At 69.0% G+C, this 21,954-nt stretch carries 31 protein-coding genes; 15 read left to right on the top strand and 16 right to left on the bottom strand.

Going from position 1 to position 21,954, the window contains the following annotated elements; all coding sequences use genetic code 11:
- Nucleotides 1-5: 5 nt before the first annotated feature.
- The gene (locus RIB98_03835; protein MEQ8840088.1) at nt 6-1,154 is read right to left on the bottom strand and encodes a hypothetical protein; all 1,149 of its coding nucleotides are present in this window, start codon (nt 1,152-1,154) and stop codon (nt 6-8) included.
- Between the two features lie 25 nt (nt 1,155-1,179).
- On the opposite strand from RIB98_03835, the gene mutM reads away from it, so the two are divergent.
- Nucleotides 1,180-2,004 carry a bifunctional DNA-formamidopyrimidine glycosylase/DNA-(apurinic or apyrimidinic site) lyase gene (gene mutM / locus RIB98_03830; GenBank protein MEQ8840087.1) on the top strand — a complete coding sequence of 275 codons (825 nt, stop codon included), beginning with the start codon at nt 1,180-1,182 and terminating at the stop codon, nt 2,002-2,004.
- A gap of 81 nt (nt 2,005-2,085) precedes the next feature.
- Here the strand turns inward: mutM and RIB98_03825 are convergent, their stop codons facing one another.
- The 5 genes from RIB98_03825 to RIB98_03805 form a co-directional block, all read right to left on the bottom strand.
- Nucleotides 2,086-2,541: a hypothetical protein gene (locus tag RIB98_03825; protein MEQ8840086.1), complete on the bottom strand. Its 456-nt coding sequence runs from the start codon at nt 2,539-2,541 to the stop codon at nt 2,086-2,088.
- The gene (locus RIB98_03820) at nt 2,538-3,119 is read right to left on the bottom strand and encodes a hypothetical protein (protein ID MEQ8840085.1); all 582 of its coding nucleotides are present in this window, start codon (nt 3,117-3,119) and stop codon (nt 2,538-2,540) included. Before RIB98_03820 ends, RIB98_03825 begins: the two co-directional genes overlap by 4 nt.
- Nucleotides 3,120-3,193: 74 nt before the next feature.
- Entirely contained in the window at nt 3,194-3,901 is a 708-nt protein-coding gene (locus RIB98_03815; protein ID MEQ8840084.1) for a hypothetical protein, read from the bottom strand.
- Nucleotides 3,898-5,067, bottom strand: a complete 1,170-nt coding sequence (locus RIB98_03810) for an S-layer homology domain-containing protein (GenBank protein ID MEQ8840083.1) — start codon at nt 5,065-5,067, stop codon at nt 3,898-3,900. Before RIB98_03810 ends, RIB98_03815 begins: the two co-directional genes overlap by 4 nt.
- Nucleotides 5,064-5,609, bottom strand: a complete 546-nt coding sequence (locus tag RIB98_03805) for a hypothetical protein (GenBank protein MEQ8840082.1) — start codon at nt 5,607-5,609, stop codon at nt 5,064-5,066. Before RIB98_03805 ends, RIB98_03810 begins: the two co-directional genes overlap by 4 nt.
- Before the next feature lie 93 nt (nt 5,610-5,702).
- On the opposite strand from RIB98_03805, the gene RIB98_03800 reads away from it, so the two are divergent.
- Both RIB98_03800 and RIB98_03795 read left to right on the top strand, forming a co-directional pair.
- The gene (locus RIB98_03800; GenBank protein MEQ8840081.1) at nt 5,703-7,022 is read left to right on the top strand and encodes a M48 family metalloprotease; all 1,320 of its coding nucleotides are present in this window, start codon (nt 5,703-5,705) and stop codon (nt 7,020-7,022) included.
- The gene (locus RIB98_03795) at nt 7,022-7,660 is read left to right on the top strand and encodes a TrmH family RNA methyltransferase (protein MEQ8840080.1); all 639 of its coding nucleotides are present in this window, start codon (nt 7,022-7,024) and stop codon (nt 7,658-7,660) included. The genes RIB98_03800 and RIB98_03795 overlap by 1 nt, the downstream gene beginning before the upstream one ends.
- A 3-nt stretch (nt 7,661-7,663) precedes the next feature.
- On the opposite strand, the gene RIB98_03790 is transcribed toward RIB98_03795, so the two are convergent.
- Nucleotides 7,664-8,668, bottom strand: a complete 1,005-nt coding sequence (locus tag RIB98_03790; protein ID MEQ8840079.1) for an NAD(P)-dependent alcohol dehydrogenase — start codon at nt 8,666-8,668, stop codon at nt 7,664-7,666.
- A 78-nt stretch (nt 8,669-8,746) separates the two neighbouring features.
- Between RIB98_03790 and RIB98_03785 the strand changes: the two genes are divergently transcribed.
- Nucleotides 8,747-9,403, top strand: coding sequence for a TetR/AcrR family transcriptional regulator C-terminal domain-containing protein (locus RIB98_03785; GenBank protein MEQ8840078.1), 657 nt, complete (start codon nt 8,747-8,749; stop codon nt 9,401-9,403).
- On the opposite strand, the gene RIB98_03780 is transcribed toward RIB98_03785, so the two are convergent.
- A complete protein-coding gene (locus RIB98_03780) occupies nt 9,378-9,800 on the bottom strand; it encodes a DUF1330 domain-containing protein (GenBank protein MEQ8840077.1) in 423 nt (140 codons plus the stop codon). The two genes, RIB98_03785 and RIB98_03780, sit on opposite strands and share 26 nt — an antisense overlap.
- Before the next feature lie 130 nt (nt 9,801-9,930).
- Here RIB98_03780 and RIB98_03775 point away from each other — a divergent pair, with 130 nt between their 5' ends.
- The 3 genes from RIB98_03775 to RIB98_03765 are packed head-to-tail and all read left to right on the top strand — an operon-like array spanning nt 9,931 to nt 11,289.
- Nucleotides 9,931-10,359 carry a cyclic nucleotide-binding domain-containing protein gene (locus tag RIB98_03775; GenBank protein ID MEQ8840076.1) on the top strand — a complete coding sequence of 143 codons (429 nt, stop codon included), beginning with the start codon at nt 9,931-9,933 and terminating at the stop codon, nt 10,357-10,359.
- Nucleotides 10,360-10,394: 35 nt separating this feature from the next.
- Complete coding sequence (locus RIB98_03770; GenBank protein MEQ8840075.1) at nt 10,395-10,781, top strand: metalloregulator ArsR/SmtB family transcription factor; 387 nt, start codon at nt 10,395-10,397, stop codon at nt 10,779-10,781.
- Nucleotides 10,762-11,289 carry an SRPBCC domain-containing protein gene (locus RIB98_03765; GenBank protein MEQ8840074.1) on the top strand — a complete coding sequence of 176 codons (528 nt, stop codon included), beginning with the start codon at nt 10,762-10,764 and terminating at the stop codon, nt 11,287-11,289. The genes RIB98_03770 and RIB98_03765 overlap by 20 nt, the downstream gene beginning before the upstream one ends.
- 27 nt (nt 11,290-11,316) lie before the next feature.
- Here the strand turns inward: RIB98_03765 and RIB98_03760 are convergent, their stop codons facing one another.
- On the bottom strand, nt 11,317-11,940 hold the full coding sequence (locus tag RIB98_03760) for a hypothetical protein (protein ID MEQ8840073.1): 624 nt from the start codon (nt 11,938-11,940) through the stop codon (nt 11,317-11,319).
- Nucleotides 11,941-11,975: 35 nt separating this feature from the next.
- Complete coding sequence (locus RIB98_03755) at nt 11,976-12,494, bottom strand: HTH domain-containing protein (GenBank protein MEQ8840072.1); 519 nt, start codon at nt 12,492-12,494, stop codon at nt 11,976-11,978.
- Between the two features lie 138 nt (nt 12,495-12,632).
- Between RIB98_03755 and RIB98_03750 the strand changes: the two genes are divergently transcribed.
- On the top strand, nt 12,633-13,049 hold the full coding sequence (locus RIB98_03750; GenBank protein ID MEQ8840071.1) for a hypothetical protein: 417 nt from the start codon (nt 12,633-12,635) through the stop codon (nt 13,047-13,049).
- 24 nt (nt 13,050-13,073) lie between these two features.
- On the opposite strand, the gene RIB98_03745 is transcribed toward RIB98_03750, so the two are convergent.
- The 4 genes from RIB98_03745 to RIB98_03730 form a co-directional block, all read right to left on the bottom strand.
- Entirely contained in the window at nt 13,074-13,502 is a 429-nt protein-coding gene (locus tag RIB98_03745) for a MarR family winged helix-turn-helix transcriptional regulator (GenBank protein MEQ8840070.1), read from the bottom strand.
- A 93-nt stretch (nt 13,503-13,595) separates the two neighbouring features.
- Nucleotides 13,596-13,925, bottom strand: coding sequence for a hypothetical protein (locus RIB98_03740; protein MEQ8840069.1), 330 nt, complete (start codon nt 13,923-13,925; stop codon nt 13,596-13,598).
- Nucleotides 13,926-13,938: 13 nt separating this feature from the next.
- Entirely contained in the window at nt 13,939-14,301 is a 363-nt protein-coding gene (locus tag RIB98_03735) for a hypothetical protein (protein ID MEQ8840068.1), read from the bottom strand.
- 23 nt (nt 14,302-14,324) lie between these two features.
- On the bottom strand, nt 14,325-15,026 hold the full coding sequence (locus tag RIB98_03730) for a ribonuclease HII (protein ID MEQ8840067.1): 702 nt from the start codon (nt 15,024-15,026) through the stop codon (nt 14,325-14,327).
- 44 nt (nt 15,027-15,070) lie between these two features.
- Here RIB98_03730 and RIB98_03725 point away from each other — a divergent pair, with 44 nt between their 5' ends.
- Nucleotides 15,071-15,376: a hypothetical protein gene (locus RIB98_03725; protein ID MEQ8840066.1), complete on the top strand. Its 306-nt coding sequence runs from the start codon at nt 15,071-15,073 to the stop codon at nt 15,374-15,376.
- 10 nt (nt 15,377-15,386) lie between these two features.
- Here RIB98_03725 and RIB98_03720 read toward each other — a convergent pair whose 3' ends face one another.
- Both RIB98_03720 and RIB98_03715 read right to left on the bottom strand, forming a co-directional pair.
- Nucleotides 15,387-16,802 (bottom strand): hypothetical protein, encoded by a 1,416-nt coding sequence (locus RIB98_03720; GenBank protein MEQ8840065.1) that lies wholly within the window; start codon nt 16,800-16,802, stop codon nt 15,387-15,389.
- Nucleotides 16,802-17,803 carry an NAD(P)H-dependent glycerol-3-phosphate dehydrogenase gene (locus RIB98_03715; GenBank protein ID MEQ8840064.1) on the bottom strand — a complete coding sequence of 334 codons (1,002 nt, stop codon included), beginning with the start codon at nt 17,801-17,803 and terminating at the stop codon, nt 16,802-16,804. Before RIB98_03715 ends, RIB98_03720 begins: the two co-directional genes overlap by 1 nt.
- Nucleotides 17,804-17,859: 56 nt before the next feature.
- Between RIB98_03715 and cofC the strand changes: the two genes are divergently transcribed.
- The 6 genes from cofC (at nt 17,860) to RIB98_03685 (ending at nt 21,880) form a co-directional block, all read left to right on the top strand.
- Nucleotides 17,860-18,432 (top strand): 2-phospho-L-lactate guanylyltransferase, encoded by a 573-nt coding sequence (gene cofC / locus RIB98_03710; protein ID MEQ8840063.1) that lies wholly within the window; start codon nt 17,860-17,862, stop codon nt 18,430-18,432.
- A gap of 1 nt (nt 18,433) precedes the next feature.
- Nucleotides 18,434-19,177 (top strand): PIG-L deacetylase family protein, encoded by a 744-nt coding sequence (locus RIB98_03705; protein ID MEQ8840062.1) that lies wholly within the window; start codon nt 18,434-18,436, stop codon nt 19,175-19,177.
- Between the two features lie 241 nt (nt 19,178-19,418).
- Entirely contained in the window at nt 19,419-20,075 is a 657-nt protein-coding gene (locus tag RIB98_03700; protein MEQ8840061.1) for an RNA polymerase sigma factor, read from the top strand.
- Entirely contained in the window at nt 20,072-20,380 is a 309-nt protein-coding gene (locus RIB98_03695; GenBank protein MEQ8840060.1) for a hypothetical protein, read from the top strand. Before RIB98_03700 ends, RIB98_03695 begins: the two co-directional genes overlap by 4 nt.
- Nucleotides 20,377-21,108, top strand: a complete 732-nt coding sequence (locus RIB98_03690; protein MEQ8840059.1) for a hypothetical protein — start codon at nt 20,377-20,379, stop codon at nt 21,106-21,108. Before RIB98_03695 ends, RIB98_03690 begins: the two co-directional genes overlap by 4 nt.
- A 52-nt stretch (nt 21,109-21,160) precedes the next feature.
- Entirely contained in the window at nt 21,161-21,880 is a 720-nt protein-coding gene (locus RIB98_03685; GenBank protein MEQ8840058.1) for a hypothetical protein, read from the top strand.
- The last annotated feature ends 74 nt before the right edge of the window (nt 21,881-21,954 follow it).

The following is a 21,954-nucleotide window of genomic DNA, read 5'->3' as shown; positions in this document are numbered from 1 at the left end:
CAGGATCAGCCCCAGGCCCGATGCAGGGCGGCCGGCAATGCCTCGATTCCGAGCGGCGTGAGGGTCCCGTCCTCGGTGATCCCGAGTTCGTCCCATGGCGCGATGACCACGTCGAAGGCCCACTCGATCCGGGCTCGATCGCCCTTGGGGATGGTCGTGTCGACCTCGGGACAGCGATTGATGCAGTCCACCAACGCCGCACCGTCCACCGTTGCGCCGGGACCGCGACGCACCAGTCCGATCACGGCACCGAGCCAGTCGGCCCACTCCAGCGTCAGCACCGCATCTCGTTCGGCCGGACTCAGGGGACCGAGGTCGGTCGGCGCCGCCATCGCCGCCACTTCGATGACGGCATCGGCTGCGGCCCCGGCCTCGGCCTCGGCCTGGGCCTGGGCCTGGGCCGGCCCGAGGGCACGAACGAGCACCCCGAGGGCATAGGCATCGTCCTGCGGGTCGCGTTCGGGTTTCTCCGGGAGATCCTCGGCCACGAACACCGGTGGTGCGATGTCGCCGACGTCCACCAGCAGGCCCATGCGCCGAAGGAGCAGGCGCCCGTTGACGACCGCTGACTCGGGGGGTCGTTCGGTCGCCGTCAATGCGGCGATGACCCGCGCCGCCAGCTGGGTCGGTCCGCCCACCTCGCTGTCGATTCCGGCGTCGTCCTCGTGCAGCACGGTGAGCAGGTCGCCCGGGCCGACCATCACTTCCCCGATGGTCTCCGGCGGGCCGGGCACGACGTCGACGGTGATCACGTGGCGTTCGTCGTCGGCGTCCACGAAGCGGAACGCGATCGACGAGGCGCCACCGATGGTGAGGGCCCACGCACCTTCGCACCGGCTCGTTCCTATCGCGTCGGCCCATGCGGGCGGCTCACCCGTCCACCTCGGCGACGGCACGTCGTCGAGCAGGCCGCGTAGGGCTGTCAACGTCGTCGCCGCCTGTTCGTCGTCGGCCGAGGCAAGGGCCGCCACCAGGGCCTGCTGATGATCGGTCTCGGCCGCAAGGGCCAACACGTCACTCGCCCAGGCCTCGGCCCGGCCTGCGTCGAGTGCCGCGATCTCTTCAGCCTGTTCCCGGACGACCTCGACCAGCCCGTCGAGCACGGTGGCGGACGCGGTCAGATCGTCGAACGGTGAGGCGGGGAGGTCGGTCACGGCGCCGCGAGTCTAGAGTCCGTCGGTGCCCGAGCTACCCGAGGTCGAGACCATTCGACGGCAGCTGGCGCCGCTCGTGACGGGGGCCGAGCTCGTCGACGGCGGCAGCCACTGGTCGGCCAAGTTCACCCCGGCCCTCGAGGCACTCGGCCACGAGGTGGGCGGTACCCGCCGTCGCGGGAAGTACCTCATCCTCGACCTCGTCGACCTCGTCGATGCGGCCGACGCGCCGCGTGAGCTGATCATCCATCTCGGGATGACCGGGCGTCTGGCCGTCGAACCCGATCCCGACCTCGACCACCCGCACCTCCGGGCCTGGTGGCGACTCGACGACGGCCGCACCCTGACGTTCCACGACGCCCGCCGCTTCGGCCGTGTCCATGTCGTCGCCCGCGGCGACCACACCGCCATCCCCACCCTGGCCGCGCTCGGTCCCGAGCCGTTCGACGAGGCGTTCAACGGTCGAGATCTCGCGGCGTTCGTGAAGCGCAGCAACCGCCACCTCAAGACGCTGTTGCTCGGCCAGCGGGCGGTGGCCGGTGTGGGCAACATCTACGCCGACGAGGCGCTCTGGACGGCCGGGATCAACCCGGCCACCCGTCGATTGAGCAGGGCGCGGGCCGATCGCCTGGTCGAGGCCGTGCGAGCCGCACTGCAATCGGGGCTCGATCACGGAGGGACGACGCTGCGCGACTATGTCGACTCCGCCGGCGCCCAGGGGTCCAACCAGCACACACTTCACTGCTACGGACGCAGCGGCGAGCCCTGCGAACGCTGCGGCACCGTGTTGCGCAAGCGAGAGCTCGATGCCCGAACCACCACCTGGTGTCCCCAGTGCCAGTCGAAATAGAGCTGCCCGTCCCAACGGTGTCAGACACCTGTCCCGCCTGTCCCGACGGTGTCAGACACCTGTCCCTCCGCCCGAGCACGCTCAGCTGATGGTGATGCCGGCGAGGCTCTTGTTGACCTCGCGCACGAGCAGGCCGGCCTGGCGACCGGAACCGAGCACGACGTACAACCCGAAGGCGCGACCGCCGACGCGGAAGAACCGCTGGGCGCCGGCCTGACCGCTGAGTCGGCGCTGCAAGGCCGCCGCCGAGAAGTCGTCGACACGAAGGTCGCTCGGCACCCGGGTCCCCGAGAACATGGCCGTGCCCGCCGAGTCGGAGTCGAACTCCATGACGATGACGAGCACGGCACCCCCGTCCATCATCTCGACGGCGCCGGACCCGTAGTCGCCCCGCGCGGCCGGCAGTGCGAAGTTGGCGAGGTGCACGAGCGAGCGGGCCGGTGCGCCGGGCCGGGCCTGGAGTTCGCTGAACTCCACTTCCCAGCCTTCGCGCACGAGCACGTCGATGCCGTTGGTCGAGAGTCGATGATCGCTCACGATGTCGCCACCGCACCGAGGGTCACGAGGACGACCGAGGCGAGCACCGTCAGGCGGACGGCCCGCTCGCGCTGGTCGAGTCCGCGGTGGAGGCGACGGAGGTCCTCGACGCTGCGAACCCCGCCGTTGACCGTGGCGCCGATCCCGCGAGTCGTCCCGTAGACGACCCCCAGGCCGATCGCCTGCACCGGGCCGAGCAGAACTCCGGCCACGAGGACGACACCGAGCAGCAGCGTGTTCACCACCGTGACGAGGCCGAACCCCAGTTGTACGCCGAACCCGAGGCCGTAGACCCAACCGCGGTAGGCGGTGAGCCATCGCTCGTCGACCTGTCGACGACCGGGGACCGTGAGACCGATGACGTCACCCGACACGGCGACAGCAGCGGCGACCGCGATGATGACGAGGGCGGTGCCGTCGGAGGGGCGACCGACCCAGGCGACGACGGCGCGGCCGGCCGACATCACGAGGCCGAGCGCGAGGCCGCCGACGACATGCCCGATGAGCAGCCACGTCCTCGTCAACCAGAATCGATTGCCTCTGCCCCGCTCGCCGAGCGGGGTGATGCTCGTGAGCATCGACGTGCCTCAAGGCGACCACGCAGCGCGCACAGCAGCCGCCACGGCGACCACGAACGCGAGCGCGAAGGGACTCACTGTGGCGGGTCCGGCGTCTCGGGCCCGGCGGCGTCGGGGTAGAGGCTGGGATGACCCGGGCCGATCCCCGACGCGTTCAGCGCCGCATCGACCGAGCCGGCGGCGGTCTCGCCCAGAGCGTCGTCGCCCAGCGCCTGCTGGAGCAGGCCACGGACCTGCTCCCACCCGGTTGCGGTTCCCGAGCCGACGACCCTCGCGCTACGGCCGTCGACCAGAGCGAAGTAGGGGGAACCCGGCACGCCGTAGGCGGTCCAGGCATCCGACGAGCACACGGTGCGCACCCCCGTCGGGGCGAGTTCGGCCAGCTTGCTCTCGGAGTCGTGGGCAGGGTCCTGCCCCACGATGACGAGCCGGGTGGCCGTGCCGGGGAGATCGATCGTGGGCGAGGCGAACTCGGTCCAGAACGCCTGACAGGTTCGACATCCCGACGAGAGGAAGGCCAGGAGCGTGTGATGCTCGCCGGCGATCGCCACCTTCACCGGACCGCCACCGGGCACCGTGCCGACGATGTCGACCGCGTCACCTCGGGTGGTGGGGGAGGCGACGGCCACGGGGCCGACCGGCGACGCCCCCGCTGCGTCCTCGAGCGGCACGCCGGCCCGGTCGAGGGCCCGCAGGATCTCGGCGTGGGTGCGCAGGAGCCCGAACACGATGACGGCGAGCATCGCAATGGCGACGGTCTGCACGATGACGAGGACGATCATGCCGGCTCTTCGACCGGCAGGCCGATGCGTTGGTCGTAGCGGTGAAGGAAGGTGAGCACCTGGGCCCGGCCGATCCAGAACGCCCCGCCGAACAGGGTCGGGGTGAGGCCGGTGGTCAACTCGTTCTCGACCGCCCACGCCACCGCCGGACGATAGAAGGCGTTGGCGGGGACATCGGCGAACGGGATCTCGAAACCTGCCTCCGGTTGGCCGGCGAAGCGCCAGAGGAAGGTGATGGCTTCGCCTCGGGTGACGAACTGATCGGGTACGAACCGACCCGGTGCGGCGCCGGTGGTGATGCCCTCGGCAGCCATCCACGCCACTGCGTCGGTGTAGAAGGTGCCGTCGGCGACGTCGGAGAACGGCCCGGACGACTCGACCGCGGGCTTGCCGACGTAGCGCCACAGGAACGTGGCCATGTGCGAGCGGGGCGCGAGTTCGCCGGGCCCGAAGATGTCGCTGCTGTAGCCGGTGGCGATGCCGTTCTCGATGGCCCACTCGACGGCTTCGGTGTAGTACGCCTTCGGCGCGATGTCGGTGAACCCGTCGTGAAGACAGGCGCGGTCGTGGAAACGGGTCGAGTTGTCGGTGGCCGGCGTGTCGTCGCAACTCGGGTCCCATTGCCACGGGACCACGCACGTCACGATGCGGCACGCGATCGGGCCGACGCAGGCCACGTCCTGGTTGCACTGCCCGTAGCGGAAGCGGGTGCACTCGACGGAACGACTGCCGCAGCCTTCGAGGCAACGACAGTTCGCCGACGTACAGGAGGACGCGCAGACCCCGGCGCCGCCGCACCCACAGCCGGGATCACACGGAAGATTGCAATCGAGGTAGTAGCGCGGCCGCGCCTTGCCGTCGACGTCGCAGAAGCCGCTGCCATGGGCCTTCCACCATCCGGCGACGATCGTGCCCGGTGGGCACAGGTTCTCGCCGGTCGACTGGCAGCAGAAGTCGGTGTAGCCGTCGCAGCACGAGGACCCGCATTCGCACGACGAACCGGAGCACGAGCAGATGGCCGCATGCGCAGTGGTCGGTCGGAGTGCGTACGCGGCGGGAGCCACCGCCAGCGCCGTCGCCCCCATGGCCGAGCGCGACAGGAACCCGCGTCGCGACGAGCGCTGCTCGATGACGCGGCTGAGCGTCTGGACGACGCGGCGGCTCACGCGCCGTCCTCGATGTGGAACTGGGCGGCCGCGGCGGCGCCTCGACGGGCGCCGATCGCCTCGGGAAGGGCCGTGAACATGACGAGGGCGAGACCGGCGAGCACCCCGACGAGGAGCACGAATCCGGCGCCACCGGCCGGTTGGCCGTCCATCAATTCGATCGGTGTGTCGCCGCCCATCGCGACGAACGACACGGCGGCAAGGCCGACGTTGCCGACGACATGGATCCACGAGGGAGGGGCATCGACTCGCCCGAAGCACCCGCACGAGGTGGCGCCGGCGGCCAGTGCTCGCCACACGACGACGACGAAGCCGGCGTAGAGCACACCGGTGGCGGCGGCGGTGACCGGTCCCCCGATCACAAGGGCGGCGATGCCGATCACCGACTCGGCCACGCCGATCGCAACGGCGAGCGCCGCGATGTCGGGCAGACCCAGGGTGGACAACAACTCGGTCGTCGGCGCAGGACGAACGATCTTCGCGAGCCCGGCCACGAGCAGCAACAACGCGGCAGCGGCATGCAGTGCGACGAGGACGTCCATCGGGGTTGAACGTAACGCGAGGGTGACGGGTCGCGTCGGACCGGGCGCCCTCCCGGCGCCGTCGCTCCGGCGGGCGACGGTACCGTTGCCCCCATGGCTGGCGAACGTCCCGACTTCTACGACCTGATCGCGAGCAATCGGCGCCGTACCTGGTTGCTGATGTTCGCCTTCTTCGTCCTGCTCGCCGTCGTCGGCGCCGTGATCTCGCTGGCCCTGGGCGGCGGCATCGTCGGGGTGATCCTCGGTGTGGTGGTGTCGTTCGGCTTCACGTTCGCCTCCTATTTCAAGAGCGACACGCTGGCACTGCGCTCGACTCGGGCCGTCGAGGCCGACCCGTCGGAGTTCTCCCAACTCAACAACCTGGTTGCCGAGGTGTCGCTCGCCGCCGGCATCCCGCAGCCCAGGGTCTTCGTCGTCCACGATCCCTCGCCCAACGCCTTCGCCACCGGCCGCAACGTCGACAATGCCGTCGTCGCCGTCACCACGGGCCTGATGGACAAGATGAATCGTCAGGAACTCGAAGGTGTGATCGCCCACGAGATCGCCCACATCCGCAACGGCGACATCCTGGTGATGACCGTGGCCGTGGCCACCGCCGGGGCGATCGCGCTGATCGCCGACATCTTCTGGCGCATGCTCTACTTCGGCGCGCTCACCGGCGGTGGGGCCTCGCATCGCCGCCGCAGCAACGACAACCAGGGCGGTGCCAACCCGCTGATCATCATCGGGATGGTCGCGGTCGCCGTCCTCGCGCCGTTGGCCGCTGCGCTGCTCCGCGCTGCCGTGAGCCGTTCCCGGGAGTCGTTGGCCGACGCCACTGCCGTGGAGATCACCCGTTACCCGGCGGGACTGCGCCGGGCGCTCGAGAAGCTCGACGCCGACATCACGGTCGTCGCTCGCACGTCACACGCCACGTCACACCTCTGGATCGAGTCGCCCGACGACCACGAGACCAACGCCCGGGGCCGCCGGTTCAACGACATGTTCAGCACCCACCCGCCGCTCAGCGACCGCATCAACATCCTGCGCGGCATGGAGGGGCTGCCCGAATACGAGGGTCCCGATCCCGCCATCGCCGAGTCGCTACGGACCATGCAGGACGACCGCTCGCATCCCCAGGCTGCCGCCGCGGGCATCACCGCCGGACTGTCCTCGGGAGGAAGCGCGCTCGACACCGTCGACCTGGCAGCGCTGTTCCCCGGTATGGGCGAAGTGGCTCCCGACGACGAACACCCCGACAACGCCCGGGCCGGGTGGTACCACGACCCCGAGGTCGATGACGGGGCGCTCCGCTACTGGGACGGCCGTCAGTGGACCGAACACCGCCACCACATTCCCGATCACAACAAGGTCACGCCGACGGGCGCCCGGCGTAGTCGCCTCGCCCGTCCCCCGCGGCGCCACAAGCCCTGATGGGCGATCGCGGCGTGGCCGGCGAGTCCGCCGAGCCCACCGTTGGCGTCGGCCCCCATCCCGAGCCCTGGCCCGACGACCCGAGGTTCGACCCGCAACTGTTGGCCGAGGGCGACCGCCGCAACGTCGGCGACGAGTACCGCTACTGGACCGTCGAAGCGATCGTCGCCGATCTGGACTCGCGCCGCCACGGTTTCCACGTGGCCATCGAGAACTGGGAGCACGATCGCAACATCGGCACGGTGGTGCGCACCGCCAATGCGTTCCTGGCCGCCGAGGTCCACATCGTGGGCCGCCGGAAATGGAACAAGCGCGGCGCGATGATGACCGACGTCTACCAACACGTACGCCATCACCACACGGTCGAGGAGTTCGCATCGTGGGCCCGGGGGGCCGGACTTCCAGTGGTCGGCATCGACAACCTTCCCGGCTCGGTGCCGATCGAGGCGACGGAGCTCCCCGAGCGCTGCGTGCTGCTCTTCGGCCAGGAGGGCCCGGGCCTCTCCCCCGCCGCCCACGCCGCGTCGTCGACGGTCTGCTCGATCGCCCAATTCGGGTCCACCCGCTCGATGAACGCCGGTGTCGCCGCCGGCATCGCCATGCACGCCTGGATCCGTCGCTGGGCCGCGCCCGCCTGAGTGTCAGGTCAGGGTCACGACGATCTTCGCCCGGGTGTGGCCGGTGCCGATCTCGGCGAGGCCGGCCGCCACATCGTCCAGTCCGATCACCCGGTCGATCTCGGGCTCGAGGCGGCCGTCGGCCAGGAGCTCACCGAGGAACGTGAGGTCGTCGTGGTTCGGTGAGGCGGTGAACTGATGGAACGACTGACTCGAACGGCGAAAGGTGAACCACGCACGAGCGATGTGACCGACGGGTCCGAACCAACGGTTCTCCTTCGGGCCGCTGATGGCCACATAGCGCCCGTCGGCCTTCAGCACCGACCGACACTCGATCGGGCTCCGGTTGCCCACGTTGTCGAGCATCACGTCGAACCGTGGCCCACCGGGAACGAAATCCTCCTCGTCGTAGGCGACCACGGTGTCGGCGCCGAGGGAGCGGACCATGTCGACGTTGCGGGCGCTGCACACCGCCGTGACGCGTGCGTCCATCGCCTTCGCGATCTGCACGGCGAACGTGCCGACGCCGCCGGCGGCGCCGTTGATCAGCACCTCCTCGCCCGGCCGGAGGTCCGCTTCGGTCCGCAGACCCTGCAGCGCGGTCAGCCCGGCCACCGGCGTGGCCGCGACCGCCTTCGTCGAAACGCCGTCCGGCACGAGCACCACGTTGTCCTCCCCGGTGACGAGATAGGGAGCGCAGCCGCCGCCCTCGCACTCGCCGAACACGACATCGCCAACCGCGTACTTGTCGACCTTCTCACCGATCGCGACGACCGTGCCGCACACATCGGCCCCGGGGGTGACTCGTCCGGTGGGACGACGTAGGCCCGACGTCGGTCGGATGAGATACGGCGTACCGGTGAGGAAGTGCCAGTCGAGGGCGTTGAGCGACGAGGCCGCCACCTCGATGAGCACGTCGGTCGGCCCGGGCGTCGGCACTGCGATGTCGTCGATCTCGACCACCTCGGCGGTGCCGTAGCGGCGAGCGACGACGGCTCGCATGGTCGAGGGACGCGCGGGTTCGGGCATGGTGGAACTCGGTTCGTTCGGGTGGGACGTACAGCGTACGTTTCGGCAACGTACGGCGTACGTCCTACAGTGTCAAGGGTGAGGACTCGAAGAACTCCGCTCGATCGGTCGACCATCGTGACGGAAGCGGTGCGGCTCGCCGACGCGGACGGCATCGGGGCGATCACGATGCGACGGCTGGCCGAATCCCTGGGCTTCAAGGTCATGTCGCTCTACAATCACGTGGCCAGCAAGGACGAGTTGCTCGGCCTGATGGTGGATGCCGTCGCCGGCGAGATCGCCGACACGGACCCCGAGACCGCCCCGATGACGGCCGTGCGAGAACTCGCACTCGAGTTCCGGGTCGCCCTGGTGCGTCACCCCTGGGCCCCCGGGCTCTGGAACCGCCACATGCCGGGACCGGCCCGTACCACCCAGATGGAAACGCTGCTGCGTTTGCTGGCCGCGAGTGCCCTCGCCCCCGACCTGGCGCACCACGGCTTCCATGCCGTCAACAACCACGTCCTCGGCTACACGCTACAAGAGCAGGCGATGACACTCGATCAACAGTACGGCGACGACCCCGAGGCCGCGGCCCGCGACTTCGTCGGGTCGCTCAACCCCGAGGCGTTCCCCCACACCATCGACCACGTCAACGTGCACCTCGACGGCCACGCCGAGAGCAGTTTCGAACTCGTGCTCGACCTCATCCTGGACGGCCTGGTGCGCCTCAACGCATCAGGGATGTCGTCATGATGAGCCGGGTGTCGGCCAGGCCGGCCGTCCGGTGGTGGATGCCGGCCTGGTAGCTGGGCTTGGCGATCATCTCGAGGAACGCGGCCGGGCTCGGATACTCGATGATCGCCACGAGGTCCCACTGCTCGTCGTCGGGACCGATCAGGGTCATGTGCGCGGTGCCGGCCTCGAACTGGTGTCCACCCACGGCGGCGACCTCGGCGATGGCGATGGCGCCGTAGCGCCCGTAGGCCTCGGCCCCGGTGCTCGGCCCGTTCTCGCCGGGATCCGGCAGGTCGCCATAGTCGGCGACCTCACGGAACCGGAGGAGGTTGATCATCCGGATCGGCCCCTCCACGGTGTCGACACGGGACGCGAAGTCCTCGAGTTGGTCGGGCGTGGGATCGATCGAGGGCATGAGCCGGACACTAGTCAGCCACGGCGTCAACGGTTCAGCTGTCGTTCTCATTGTCGCCGTCGCCGCGACCTCCTCCGGAAACACGGGTTGGCGAGAATCGCAGGAGAGGTATCGAGCCAGGAGGCCCGACATGACGACCACGCACCCGTTCGCCAGGAAGAAGCGAAGCCCCGGTCCGCTCCAAGGAACCCCGTTGTCGGACACCGTGCCCGCCGACGAACTCCGCCGACTCGACCAGGTCGGCACGATGGTGACCCTCAAGGAGACCAGGAGCGTCATTCAGCAATCCGGCCTGGGCCGCCAGTGCCTCGTCGTCATCGACGGCACGATGCGCGTCGAACGCGATGGCGCACATGTCGCCGATCTCGGCGCCGGTGACCTGGCCGGCGAGGTGGGGATTCTCACCGGCCGTCCGTGCAATGCCACGGTCGTGGCGGAATCCGGCACGTCGGTCTACGCGATGAACCGGCGTGAGCTCGCCACGCTCCTCGCCGCCTGCCCGGCCCTCAATGCCCAGGTCTGGCGCACCGCTCTCGACCGCATTCCGGCCGCTCGGTAGCCGATCTCTCGCCACTCATGTGATATGAATGTCACATGAGTGGCGGTGAGGACCTCGACGCAGTGTGGAAGGCGCTCGCCAACCCGACACGTCGCCGGATCCTCGACCTGCTCGTCGACGGCCCCGTCACGACCGGCGAGCTCGCCGACGAGTTCTCCGATCTCTCCCGTTTCGCGATCATGCAGCATCTCGGCGTGCTCGAGAAGTGCGACCTCGTCGTCGCGCGCAAACAGGGGCGACAGCGATTCAACCATCTGAACACGGTCCCGATCCAACAGATCAGCGACCGTTGGATCAGCCGCCACCACCGAACCCTGGCCACGGCGATGATCGACTTGAAGACCACCCTCGAATCGTTGGCCGACGCCCGTGACGACCACCAAGAGGAAACGGGAGAGCTGCATGAGCGAGACACCGGTTGAGAACGAAAGGGTCGTCTCGATCTTCATCGACGCGCCGATCCAGCAGGTCTGGGACGAAATCACCAAGACCGCCGGGGTGCAGCGACCGCTGTACAACACGGTGCTGTCGGGCGATCTCACGCCGGGGAGCCGGCTGCGCTACGCGAGCCCCGACCACAAGCGGGTGTTCGTCGTCGGCGAAGTGATCGAGGTGACACCGCCGACACGATTCGTGCACACCTACATCATGACGATCGACCCCGACCCCGAGACCACCGTCGCTTGGGATCTGGCCGAGGAAGGCAGCGGCTGCCGTGTCACGCTGACCCACAGCGGCTGGACCGACGAGCACCGCACCGCCGAGAAGACGGTCAAGACCTGGACCGAGATCCTCGGTCTCGTGAAGTCCGAAGTGGAGAGCGGCACGATTCCACTCAAGACCCGCTTGACCTACGGGGCGATGCGCCTCTTCAGCTTCGCCCTCCCCAAGCGCACGAGCGCCGACTACGCCGATGAACAAGGCTGGTGACGCCGCTCGTGCCCACCAACGCCGAGCTCAGACCCGGCGGAAGAGGTAGGCGAATGCGGGTGTCGTGTACGGGACCCCCCGACCGAGTCCGTGGAGCGACTCGACGGTGATCTCGACGTCCTTCCTCGGGACGAGGTGTTCGTCGAGATCACGGGTCTGCAGCGTGAAGTCACCTCGATTCTCGAGAACCGCGCCGTGGATCTGGTACCGGTCATCGATCGAGGCCATTGCCGCGTCACCGTGACTGGGGTTCACGAGCAGGAATCCACCGGGCCGCAGATAGCGGGTGCAGTGTTCGGAGACGAAGCCGGCGTAGAGCGAGATCAGAAGGTCGACGGAGTTCTCGCCGAGGTCCAGGTCGTTGGAGTAATCGTCGTGGATGAAGCGCACGCTGTGTCGACCGGCGCCGGGGCGCATCTCGTCGAGGAGCTCCGTGATTCCCTCGGTGTCGGCGAAGAATCGGGCGGCCCGACGATCGGTATCGACAGAGGTGACCGACGGCCAGAGAAGTGATGGCGTGAGGTCGACGTAGGAACCCGCATAGAGAACGGTCGACGCGTCGATGGCATCAGCGACGACACCGAACAGGCCCTGCCGGTCGCCGACACTCTGCCGCTGTTTCTCCCAGAGCTGACGGGTCCTCTCGAGCACCACACGACGCTAACCCCGTGCGCTCGCCACACGGTTCAGCGACGCCGATGGAGGTCGGCGATGCGACGGCCGATGGTGGCCATCGACTCCCGGAGTTCGTTCGGGAGCAGCACTTCGACGTCGGGGCCGAGCGCGACGAGCTCCCTGACGGCGGCCTCGTGGGAATCGAAGCGGAACGAGCCTTCGATCCAATCGGGGCGATCGGCGGGCGCCTTCGTGGCGGGGCGGCGACGCCATCCTTCGGGGCGGCCGGCCATCAGCGCGAGCTGCAGCGCCGGCGGGGCGATCCGAACCCGCACCCGGCGAATGCGCCCGGTTCCCGGTGTCAATCCCGGCGGCAGGGGCGGCACGGTCTGCTCGAACGTTTCCAGCAGCTCGAAGCCTCCACCGGGGCCTCGGGTGCCGTAGACCGGCACGCCCGCCTGCGACAGGGCCTCGACATCGCGCAGCACCGTCCGCTCGGCGACCCCCAGCCGGTCGGCCAGCTCGGCCGCCGTGTACCGCTTCCCGTTCTGCAACAGCAGCAACAGGTTCAGGAGGCGTCCGGCGCGCATGATCGCTCTCCCGACTCCGCCTGCGGGGTTTCTCGATCTCGCCGCGAATTCATGACATATGGTGTCATGAAGCCACGGTCATGCTGCAGTCACGGCGGTCGATGAGTGACCGTCGCCCACGACGAGGGAGCGAAGCAGATGACTGAGCACATCGAGGGAAACGGAACTCCCGAGGATCCTTGGATCCTCACCACGCCGCCCGGCAAGTCCGAGTTCGACGCTTGGCGAGACGAAACCGCCGATCCACCGGCGCTGATGATTCGCGTCGGGTCCACCACGCTGAGCTACCAGCTCCGATGCATCGACGACCTCCACGCGATGCTCGTCGACCACGGCGACTGGATGTTGCTCGGCAACGCCGACGAGCAGAAGGAAGCGAAGCCCGACACCGTCGAGGCGTGGGCCCGTGCCGCCGACAATCCGGTGAAGGGCTGGTACGGACTTCGCAAGGGGTACCGCGGCCGCTTCGGCAACTACGTGCCGCCCGTCCTCGAACACCTCGGTCTCGCCGAGATCGAACACAACGCCCGCAACAACCGCATGCGGGCCCGGTGATCGGGCACGAGGACCGACGAACCATCAAAAGCAGAAAGCGTCCCGCGGGGACGCCGACCTCGAGGTGATGACGGCTCTCGGCGGACCGCTGTCGCGTTCGGCGATGGCGGATCGAGGAGGACGGTCGCGGGTGTGGTCACGTACCTGGCCCACCCCTCGGCCGAGGGCTTCGATGTCCGGCTCGGGAATCGCATCGAACAAGAGGGTGCGGACGATCTCGACATGGCCTGGCAGTAGCCGGAGAAACAACTGCTCGCCGGCCGTGGTGAGATCGACCACCGTGCTGCGATCATCACTTTGCGACGCCGAGCGGGTGACGCGCCCCGAGCTCTCGAGCTTTCCGACCTGGTAGGTCAGTCCGCTCCGACTCAGCACGATGCCGTCGGCCAGGTCGGTCATGCGGAGACGGTTCTGCGGAGCCCGCATCAACCTGCCGAGGATCTCGAACTGCACGAACGACAGGTCGGAGCTGTCGGTCCTTGCGCCGTGCGCTGCGCCGCTGAAACCAAAGTCCAGACGTCCCCGCGGGGACGTTTTCCAGGCCGCTTACTCGACCATGGCGATGAGTTCTTCATCGCTGGGGATCTCGACGCCGGGGACGTAGTAGGTGTAGAGCCCGCTCAGGATGGTCTCGAGGTCGCCGCTCTCGGTCGACGCGAGGGTGACGGTCACCATCGAACCGTAGATGTGGACCGCGGCCACGTCGCCGCTCTCGAAGATGCGACGGGCGAGCACGTCGGGCGGACGGTCCCCGAGGATCTCGTCACCGTCCTTGTAGCGCTCGTGACCCATGCCGGTGAGGCTGCGGTTGAGTTCGAAGCGCAGGATGCCCGGCTTCGGGGAGGTTGTGGAGAGGAACGTGACCGGCTGACCCATAACGAGGAGCACGTTACCCGTCGCGGCGCGCCCAGGCCCACATCGCCAGGCCGATCGACACAATCATGAGCACCGTGTGCACGACCTTGAATCCGATCTCGTGATTGCCGTCGAGCAGGATGCCGACGCCGCGGATCGACCACCAGCCGATCGTCCACACCACGAGCACGCCCAGGAGGGCCACCGAGATCCGCTCCCCCTGACGGCCGACGACGAATACGGCCAGAGCCAGCATGACGAACAGGACTGCGGCGCCGAGTCGCCACGCCATCGCTCCGCCGGAGAGATCGTCATCGGACACGATGTTGCGGATACGGCCGACCCAGACGAAAACGGTCCACACCAGAAAGCCGAGAATCGGGATCCGAATGCGCATGACGGCGAGGCTACGACCGCGTGTCAGAACAGGCCGAGCTGGGCTTCCTCGTCGTCGACGATCCGCGGCAGTGCCGTCCACCGGAGGTCGTCCATGAACGCCCACCGACGACGGTGGATGGCGCTCGGCCCGTAGGCCGCCAGCGCCGCCTTGTGTCGCGGACACGGGTAGCCCTTGTTGTCGGCGAACCCGTAGGCCGGGTGGTCGTCGTGCCATTCGCGCATCATCCGGTCGCGCGTCACCTTCGCAACGATCGAGGCCGCCGCGATCGAGATGCTGATGGCATCGCCCTTCACGATCGTGGTGGTCGGATGGGTCTCCACGAAATCCCAGTTGCCATCGACCAGCACATGACCGATCGGCGCGCCGATCGAGCCCAGCGCTCGCTGCGCGGCGAGCTTCTGGGCGGCCGACATGCCGAGTTCGTCGCACTCCTGCTGGGTGGCGTGGGCGACTGCGACATGATCGGCCCAGTCGACGATGCGGTCGTGCATCAGCTCGCGTTCGTTCTCGGTGAGCATCTTCGAGTCGCGCACCTTGTAGAGCTTCTTCTCACGAGGCACCACCACTGCGGCGAGGGTCAGCGGCCCGGCCCACGAACCGCGGCCCACCTCGTCGATCCCGGCGACGAACTCGCAGCCGTCGGCCCAGAGCTCGCGCTCGAGTCGTACCCCTGGCGCCTTGCCCCTGATCGACTTGCGCAGCTGTGGCGCGGTGGAGACCATCGGTCGGACGGTAGCCGATCGGGCCGATGGACTACGGTGCCGCCATGATCGTCAGCCACCGCTCGAAGAAGTCCTCTGCCTCGGTGTTCTCGTTCCGTAGCGCCGGATCTGTGGCCTCGGCGTGGTCGGCGATGTCGGCGTTCTCCGCGGGGTCTCTCGGGTCGGTCGGTTCGGTGCTGTCGATCGGCTCGGCCGGCTCGATCCTGTCGGTGGGCTCCAGCGGTTCGATCCTGTCGATCGGCTCGTCGGGCTCGATCGGCGCGCTGGGCGGCCGTCAGGCGATCGGCGGCGACAAGGCCGGTCGGGTGGTCGCGCTGATGGCCCTCGTCATGGCCTGGACCGACCGCTGACGCGAACGCGCTACGTCGGCGGTTCGGCCAACAGCGCCTCGCCCGAACGCTCCAGCGTCGACCAGGTCGGGTCGAGGCCGGAACATCGCAGCTCCACGGCATCGCTGCCACCCAGGCGTTCCCACAACAGGGCCGGGCGGGCGCCGTGCCAGCGCACACTGAACGACACACGTCCGTTGGCCGTCCCGCACGACCGCACGTCGATCGATTGCCCCATCCAGGACTCCGGAACCATCGGCAGCACGTCGACCGTCGAGGCCTGACCCGCGTCGACGACCATGCCGAGGACCTTCCCCGCCGCGCTCGCGGCGGGGTTGACGGTCGTGTACGAGCCCGCAGCTCGCGAGACCGCCGCACGGGCATCGTCCGCCGCGTCGGGGGCCACGCCGTCGAGGGCCCGTGCGACCAGGTCGAGGGTGGCCGGGTCGATCGAGTCGGCGGCGAGTGCGGCCAGCGGACCGGCGAGGGTGGCGAGGCCGGACTCCTTGCCGGCCAGCAGATCTCGGGAGGCCAACGCCCGCAGCGCGGCAACGGCGTCGGTTCCCTTCATCGCTCCCTGTTCGGCCGCATCGACCACCGTGGCGCGGGCTCGGTCGGCCTCGTCGTGGAGACCGGCGACGTCGAGCGCGACGGCGACCTCGGCGGCGGCTCGGGGGTCGGCCGAACCGGCCTGCACCACCAGGTCGGGCAGGATGCGGTCCCACGCCTCGCCGAGATCGGCGTCGGGCACGGTGATGGCGAGCGCATTGGCGGTGAGGGTCCGCCACCCCGACGCGATCTCGTCGGGGGTGACGGCCCGGGTCGGGAAGTCGCCGTCGACGAGCACCTGCACCTGCGCGCGTTGGCGGTGTGGCAACGCCAACACCACGGCCCCGGCCGTGTCCGGTCCGATCACCTCGCTTCTGGCCGCATCGGGCTCCGCGACGATCGCCGGCCACGGGTCGCCCTGGGTCGTCAGCACACCACCGGCCGGACGCTCGGCCCTGATCCACTCGATGCCGTCGATCGAGACACCATCGGCATCGGCGACCAGCGTGGCCGGGCCGGCCACGCGGCCGGCAACCGCGATGGCCACCGCGTCGGCCGAACTGTTCTCGAAGTCGAGCAGGATCACCCGGCCGAGCCCGTCGTTGGCCGAAGCCACCCGCAGGACGACGTCGCCCGAAGGAACCCGCATCCACGTTTCGTACACCGGCGCGTCGGCCACTCGGCTCTGTCGCACTGCGACCTCGTCATGGGCGATCCGCCAACGGTCACCGGAACCGACGCCCCACTCGACCCACCAGGAACCGTCGACGGACCCGACTCGTCCGTGGTCGTCGACGACGGCCGTCGGGCCCTCGAGGTCTCCGATGACCGCGCCGACGAGCGCGTGAACGGCTCTCCCGTCGGACCGGCCGAGCCGGTCCTGCAACCAGCGCTTCATCAGTCGGGGTCGGTCTCTTGGGCGGCCTGACGAGCAACCAGCCCGCGATAGGCGTCGGTGGCACTGCGGCCCTCGGTGACGCACGCCTTCATCTCGGTGGCAATCGGCATCTCGACGCCGTACTCGGCCGCGAGTTCGAGCACGATTCCGGCGGACTTCACACCCTCGGCGACCTGGTTCATCTCCTCGATGATCTCATCGAGGGAACGGCCACGGCCAAGTTGTTCGCCCACATAGCGGTTGCGACTCTGCGGACTCATGCAGGTGGCGAGCAGATCGCCCATACCCGCGAGCCCGGCGAACGTCGCCGGATCGCCGCCCATCGCCACCCCGAGGCGGGTGAGCTCCGCAAGGCCACGCGTCATCACCGCCGCCCGCGTGTTGTCGCCGGTACCGAGTCCGTCGGCCATGCCTGCAGCCAGCGCGATCACGTTCTTGAGCGCACCGGCGATCTCGCTGCCCACGACGTCGGTGTTCGTGTAGACGCGAAACAGCGAGGACGAGAAGACGCCCTGCAGCTTCTGGGCGATCGCCAGATCGGTGAATGCCACCACCGCCGCCGCCGCGTTGCCGGCCAGGATCTCCTTGGCGAGGTTCGGACCGGTGAGCACCCCCACCGGATGCCCGGGCAGCTCCTCGGCGGCCACCTCGGTCATGCGCTTGCGGGTGGACAGCTCGAGCCCCTTCGAGAGGGACACGACCGGCACCCACGGGCGGAGGTACGGCCGCAGCTCGATCACCGTCTCGCGAAATCCGGCCGAGGGCACGCCCATCACCAGCACGTCGGCCCGGCGGACGACCTCGGCGAGATCGGTCGAGGCCCGTAGGTCGGGATGGAGGCGGAATCCCTCGAGGTAGCGGGGGTTCTCGTGGTGTTCGTTGATCGCCGCGGCGACGTCGTCGCGGCGGCTGTGCAGCATCGTCGGCTCGTTGTGGGCGCAGAGGTGCGCCACCGTCGTACCCCAGGATCCGGCCCCGACCACCGCAACGTTCATGTCCATGGCCGTCACCCTAGACCTGACGTCGGCGCAGCCGCCGGGCCGTAGAGTCGAGCGGCATGCCTGCACCGACGACCGACACCGTCGTCCTGATCCCCATCAGGTCGTTCGACGACGGCAAGTCGCGCCTCGCCGGGGTGCTGTCACCCGAGGAACGTCGGGCGTTGACCATGCGGATGGCCGCCCGGGTGGCCGAGGCGGCCGGCGAGCTGCCCGTGCGCATCGTGACCGACGACACCGGCGTCGTCGACTGGGCCCACGAACTGCGGGTCGGGGTGCTGACCGTCGGCGAGAAAGGGTTGAACCCGTCGGTCACCGCTGCGGTCGCCCATGCCGCCCGCGTCGGGTTCACACGCGCCCTCATCGCCCACGCCGACCTTCCCGCGGCCCGCGATCTCACCGTGGTCGACCAGCCCGGGGTGTGCATCGCCCCCGATCGCGCTCGCGACGGATCGAACGTGATGTGTGTCCCCACCGAGGCCGGTTTCGTGTTCGCCTACGGTCCTGGATCGTTCGCCCTGCACTGTGCCGAGGCCGAACGCCTCGGACTTCCGCTTCACGTCGTCGACGACGAATCCCTGGCCTGGGACATCGACGATCCCGACGACCTTCCCGCCGACTGGAGCGACTGAGATGAGAGTCGATCTGCCCACACCGGCCAGTGCGCTGGCCATCGCCGCCCACCCCGACGACATCGAGTTCGGGTGCGGCGCCACCCTCGCCAAGTGGACGGCAGCGGGTGCTCGATGCCACCTGCTCGTGTGCACCGACGGCCGCAAGGGCACCTGGGACGTCGAGGCCGACACCGATGCTCTGATCATCCGCCGTCAACACGAACAACGCGCAGCCGCCCAGCGGCTCGGGCTCACCGGCGAGGTGCGCTTCCTCGGCGTGGAGGACGGCGAGCTCGGCCCCGCGGTCGATCGTGGCGTCGATCTGCGCAGCGCGGTCGCCCGAATCGTCCGCGAGCTGACGCCCGAGGTCGTGCTCGGCCACGACCCCTGGCGACGTTGGCGGATGCACCCCGATCACCGGGCCGCCGGCTTCCTCACCGTCGATGCCGTGGTCGCCGCCCGCGACCCGCACTATCACCGCGAGCACGGCATCGCCCACCACCGACCGGCGCACCTGCTGCTGTTCGAATCCGAGGAACCGAATCTCGTCGAGACCATCGCCGATGGTCACCTCGAAGCCAAGGTCCAGGCGCTGCTGGCCCACGAGAGTCAGTTCGAGACCACGATGGTCATCGACGCCAACGACGACGGCACGCAGGCTGGCGATTTCCGCGCCCGCACCCGGGCCGCAGCATCCGTGCACGGGCGGCGCGCCGGTGTGGGCCTGGCAGAGGCGTTCCGGCTGCTCGATCCGGCGAGCTGAACCGGGTCGAAGCAGGCCGAAGCGGGAGGCGCAAGAAATCGCCGGGGGGACACATCCCGAAGAATGCGCCCCCCGGCTGGCCGGCACCGTGGCGGGTTGGGTGGTGCCGCTGCCGACGTTCTCTGGGAACATGGGTTCCTTGTCCTTCACGTTCGTGACTCTTGGCTCGCGGGATCGGTCGCGAGGCTTCCCTCGACCGGTTTCGCGCGACATTTCACTCGTCCCGTGCGTCGGGAACGTCGTGACCACGGCGCTACATCCGCGGACTCCCTGGTGGGAGGATTTGCTCGCTCTCGCGAGCTCGCTCCCGTCGTCGACCTCGTCATCCGGGTCGGCTGGGCCGCCGGCCGCCCCCGACTCGTCGTCGCGGCCCGACGCCGACCTGCTCGAGATGCCACCGGCCGAGGCGCTGGCTGCGCTGACTCGACGGCACGCCGACGCCGTCTATCGCGTGGCCCTCTCGGTCACCCGCAATCACGACCAAGCCGAGGACGTCGCCCAGGAGGCGCTCCTGAAGGCGTGGCAGGCCCTGCCGTCGTTCCGCAGCGACGCGCCGCTCAAGAACTGGCTGCTCCGCATCACGCACAACACCGCGATCTCGGCCTTGCGGCGTCAAAGAGATGTCACCGTCGACCCGGCCGAGATGCCCGAGGTGCCGACGTCGCCGGACGCTGCGGTCGAGCTCCGCGTCGAATCCGCCGTCGCGCTCGACGCGTTCACCGACGCCCTGGACCAGCTCGACGATCTCGGCCGATCGGTCGTGGTGCTGCGCGAGGTCGAGGGGCTCTCCTACCAGGAGATCGCCGAAGTCCTCGATGTGGCGCTGCCCACCGTGAAGACCCGGTTGCTGCGAGCCCGACGGCTCCTGGCTGTCGCCCTCGAGGAGTGGCAGCCGTGAAGCTCCGCCACCCCTCGGGCCGTCGCCTGAAGACCTGGCTCGACGGCGGCGGATCCGAGCGCGTCGACGCGCATGTCGTCGAGTGCGCACGATGTGCGAACCGCCTCGAGGAGTTGGCCGCGCCCGTGCCGGAACTCTCCCGAGCGCTGTCGCAATCACTCCAGGCGCCCGACGATCTCGTCCAACGGTTGGGGGCCCGCATGACCAATCGCATGCAGGCCCGCGAGGATCTCCAGATCCTCCTGGAACTGATGGGAGTGCCGTTGGCTACGGTGCGCAATCTGCTGATGGAGGACGACCGATGAACGAGACCGACCCGAACTGGATCGCAGCCGCGATCGCCGTGGCCGCCGGCCTGGTCGTCGGCAGTCTCCTCGCCCGTCTCGTCCGGTTGCTCCTGAACCGCGAGAGACGACCGGACGCGCTCCGTGGCGCCGCCGGCGCGATCGCCAGCCTCTTCTTCGCAGTCGCCGTGATCGCCGGCCTGATCACCGCGCTCGGTTTCCTCGACGACACCGCGGTGGACGACCTGCCCAACGACTTCATCGACTACGTGCCGCGTGCGCTCTCCGCCGCCATCGTGCTCATCGTCGCCAACATCGCGGCGACGATCGTCGTCGCTGCCCTCGAGCGCTCGCTCGGTCACGTCTCGGCCGGTGTTCGCCACCGGGTCCCGCCGATCGTGCGAGGCGCCCTGCTGTTCATGGGTGGCCTGATCGCCGCCAACCAGCTCGGCATCGAGACCCAGATCCTCACGCTGGCTGCAGCCGCGGTGTTCTTCGGGCTGGCCCTCACCGCGGCGCTCGTGGCCCACTCGGGATCGGGTCCGGTCGCGTCCGAGGTCGCGGCGAGCCGTGCGTTGCGCCGAGTGCTCCACGTGGGCGATGCAATCGACAGCGAGGTCGTCACCGGCACGATCGTCGGTCTTCACGGGGTGAAGGCCGAGGTCGAGACCGTGGAGGGCCGCCGGGTGCTCGTCCCCTACTCATCACTGCTCGAGAGCGTCATCGGCATCACCCGCCAGGATTCGTGACAACCGCGTTCGGTGTACCCGCGATTCGGTGCCGGACGCGTATCGTGTTCGGGTGCTGACAACCCTCCACCGCCGACTCGCCCTCATGCTCGCGTGCGCGTTGATCGTTGCCGCCTGCGGCTCCGATGGCGACACCGACGACGAGACCACCGACGACACGACCACCACCTCGGCTGCGGTCGACGACGCCACCACGACCGCGCCGACCACCACCTCAGCCACCACCACCTCCGAACCGACCGAGCCCGTCGGTGGTGTCATCGCCGAAGGCACGGTCACCACGACCGAGGGCCTCACGTCGGAGTGGACACTCACCGCCACCGACACATCGCTGTGCTTCGAGGCGACCCTCACCCACGACGACCCCGATGTCGCGGCGAGCGCCGGTTCGGGCATCGCCGACTGCCTCGAGCCCGACGGTGGCCTCGACGACATGGAGACGGGGCTGAGCGTCGATGTCGGCACCGTCGACGGCGAGAAGACCATCGGTTTCCTCTGGGGACGAGTGGCGCCCGACGTGATCAGCCTCACGATCGAACACGGCGACGGCACCCAGACGCCCATCGACATCCTCGAAGGACCCACCGAGGTGCAGTTGTTCGCCTATGTCGTCGACGTTTCGACGATTCCCCCGGTCATCGATCTCGACGCCGTCAGCGGTACCCAGATCGAGGGCTCGGCGCCGATCCGCGACTTCCTGCGGGCCGGCCCCACCTACCCGGTCGTGACCACCCCGCCCACCACGACCAGTCCCGATTACCCGACGAACTGAAGCCGGCGACGTCCGCGCGCCACTGTCCTCGGTCACCGCGTCCCGGGCCGTCGACCACGCCATCACCGAGGTTC

This window comes from Acidimicrobiales bacterium (assembly GCA_040219515.1).
Classification (GTDB): Bacteria; Actinomycetota; Acidimicrobiia; order Acidimicrobiales; family Aldehydirespiratoraceae; genus JAJRXC01.
Note: the sequence above shows the minus strand (reverse complement) of the source record. Positions and strands in the feature narration are given on the sequence as shown.

Coding starts and splice junctions, on each gene's coding strand:
- RIB98_03820 (MEQ8840085.1), bottom strand. CDS start 3,119: ATGCTCACGAGCATCACCCCGCTCGGCGAGCGGGGCAGAGGCAATCGA.
- RIB98_03780 (MEQ8840077.1), bottom strand. CDS start 9,800: ATGCCCTCGATCGATCCCACGCCCGACCAACTCGAGGACTTCGCGTCC.
- RIB98_03815 (MEQ8840084.1), bottom strand. CDS start 3,901: ATGATCGTCCTCGTCATCGTGCAGACCGTCGCCATTGCGATGCTCGCC.
- RIB98_03705 (MEQ8840062.1), top strand. CDS start 18,434: ATGAGAGTCGATCTGCCCACACCGGCCAGTGCGCTGGCCATCGCCGCC.
- RIB98_03720 (MEQ8840065.1), bottom strand. CDS start 16,802: ATGAAGCGCTGGTTGCAGGACCGGCTCGGCCGGTCCGACGGGAGAGCC.
- RIB98_03790 (MEQ8840079.1), bottom strand. CDS start 8,668: ATGCCCGAACCCGCGCGTCCCTCGACCATGCGAGCCGTCGTCGCTCGC.
- RIB98_03750 (MEQ8840071.1), top strand. CDS start 12,633: ATGACTGAGCACATCGAGGGAAACGGAACTCCCGAGGATCCTTGGATC.
- RIB98_03715 (MEQ8840064.1), bottom strand. CDS start 17,803: ATGGACATGAACGTTGCGGTGGTCGGGGCCGGATCCTGGGGTACGACG.
- RIB98_03725 (MEQ8840066.1), top strand. CDS start 15,071: ATGATCGTCAGCCACCGCTCGAAGAAGTCCTCTGCCTCGGTGTTCTCG.
- RIB98_03690 (MEQ8840059.1), top strand. CDS start 20,377: ATGAACGAGACCGACCCGAACTGGATCGCAGCCGCGATCGCCGTGGCC.
- RIB98_03770 (MEQ8840075.1), top strand. CDS start 10,395: ATGAGTGGCGGTGAGGACCTCGACGCAGTGTGGAAGGCGCTCGCCAAC.
- RIB98_03795 (MEQ8840080.1), top strand. CDS start 7,022: ATGGGCGATCGCGGCGTGGCCGGCGAGTCCGCCGAGCCCACCGTTGGC.
- RIB98_03740 (MEQ8840069.1), bottom strand. CDS start 13,925: ATGGGTCAGCCGGTCACGTTCCTCTCCACAACCTCCCCGAAGCCGGGC.
- RIB98_03800 (MEQ8840081.1), top strand. CDS start 5,703: ATGGCTGGCGAACGTCCCGACTTCTACGACCTGATCGCGAGCAATCGG.
- RIB98_03805 (MEQ8840082.1), bottom strand. CDS start 5,609: ATGGACGTCCTCGTCGCACTGCATGCCGCTGCCGCGTTGTTGCTGCTC.
- RIB98_03755 (MEQ8840072.1), bottom strand. CDS start 12,494: ATGCGCGCCGGACGCCTCCTGAACCTGTTGCTGCTGTTGCAGAACGGG.
- RIB98_03730 (MEQ8840067.1), bottom strand. CDS start 15,026: ATGGTCTCCACCGCGCCACAGCTGCGCAAGTCGATCAGGGGCAAGGCG.
- RIB98_03735 (MEQ8840068.1), bottom strand. CDS start 14,301: ATGCGCATTCGGATCCCGATTCTCGGCTTTCTGGTGTGGACCGTTTTC.
- RIB98_03775 (MEQ8840076.1), top strand. CDS start 9,931: ATGACGACCACGCACCCGTTCGCCAGGAAGAAGCGAAGCCCCGGTCCG.
- cofC (MEQ8840063.1), top strand. CDS start 17,860: ATGCCTGCACCGACGACCGACACCGTCGTCCTGATCCCCATCAGGTCG.
- RIB98_03765 (MEQ8840074.1), top strand. CDS start 10,762: ATGAGCGAGACACCGGTTGAGAACGAAAGGGTCGTCTCGATCTTCATC.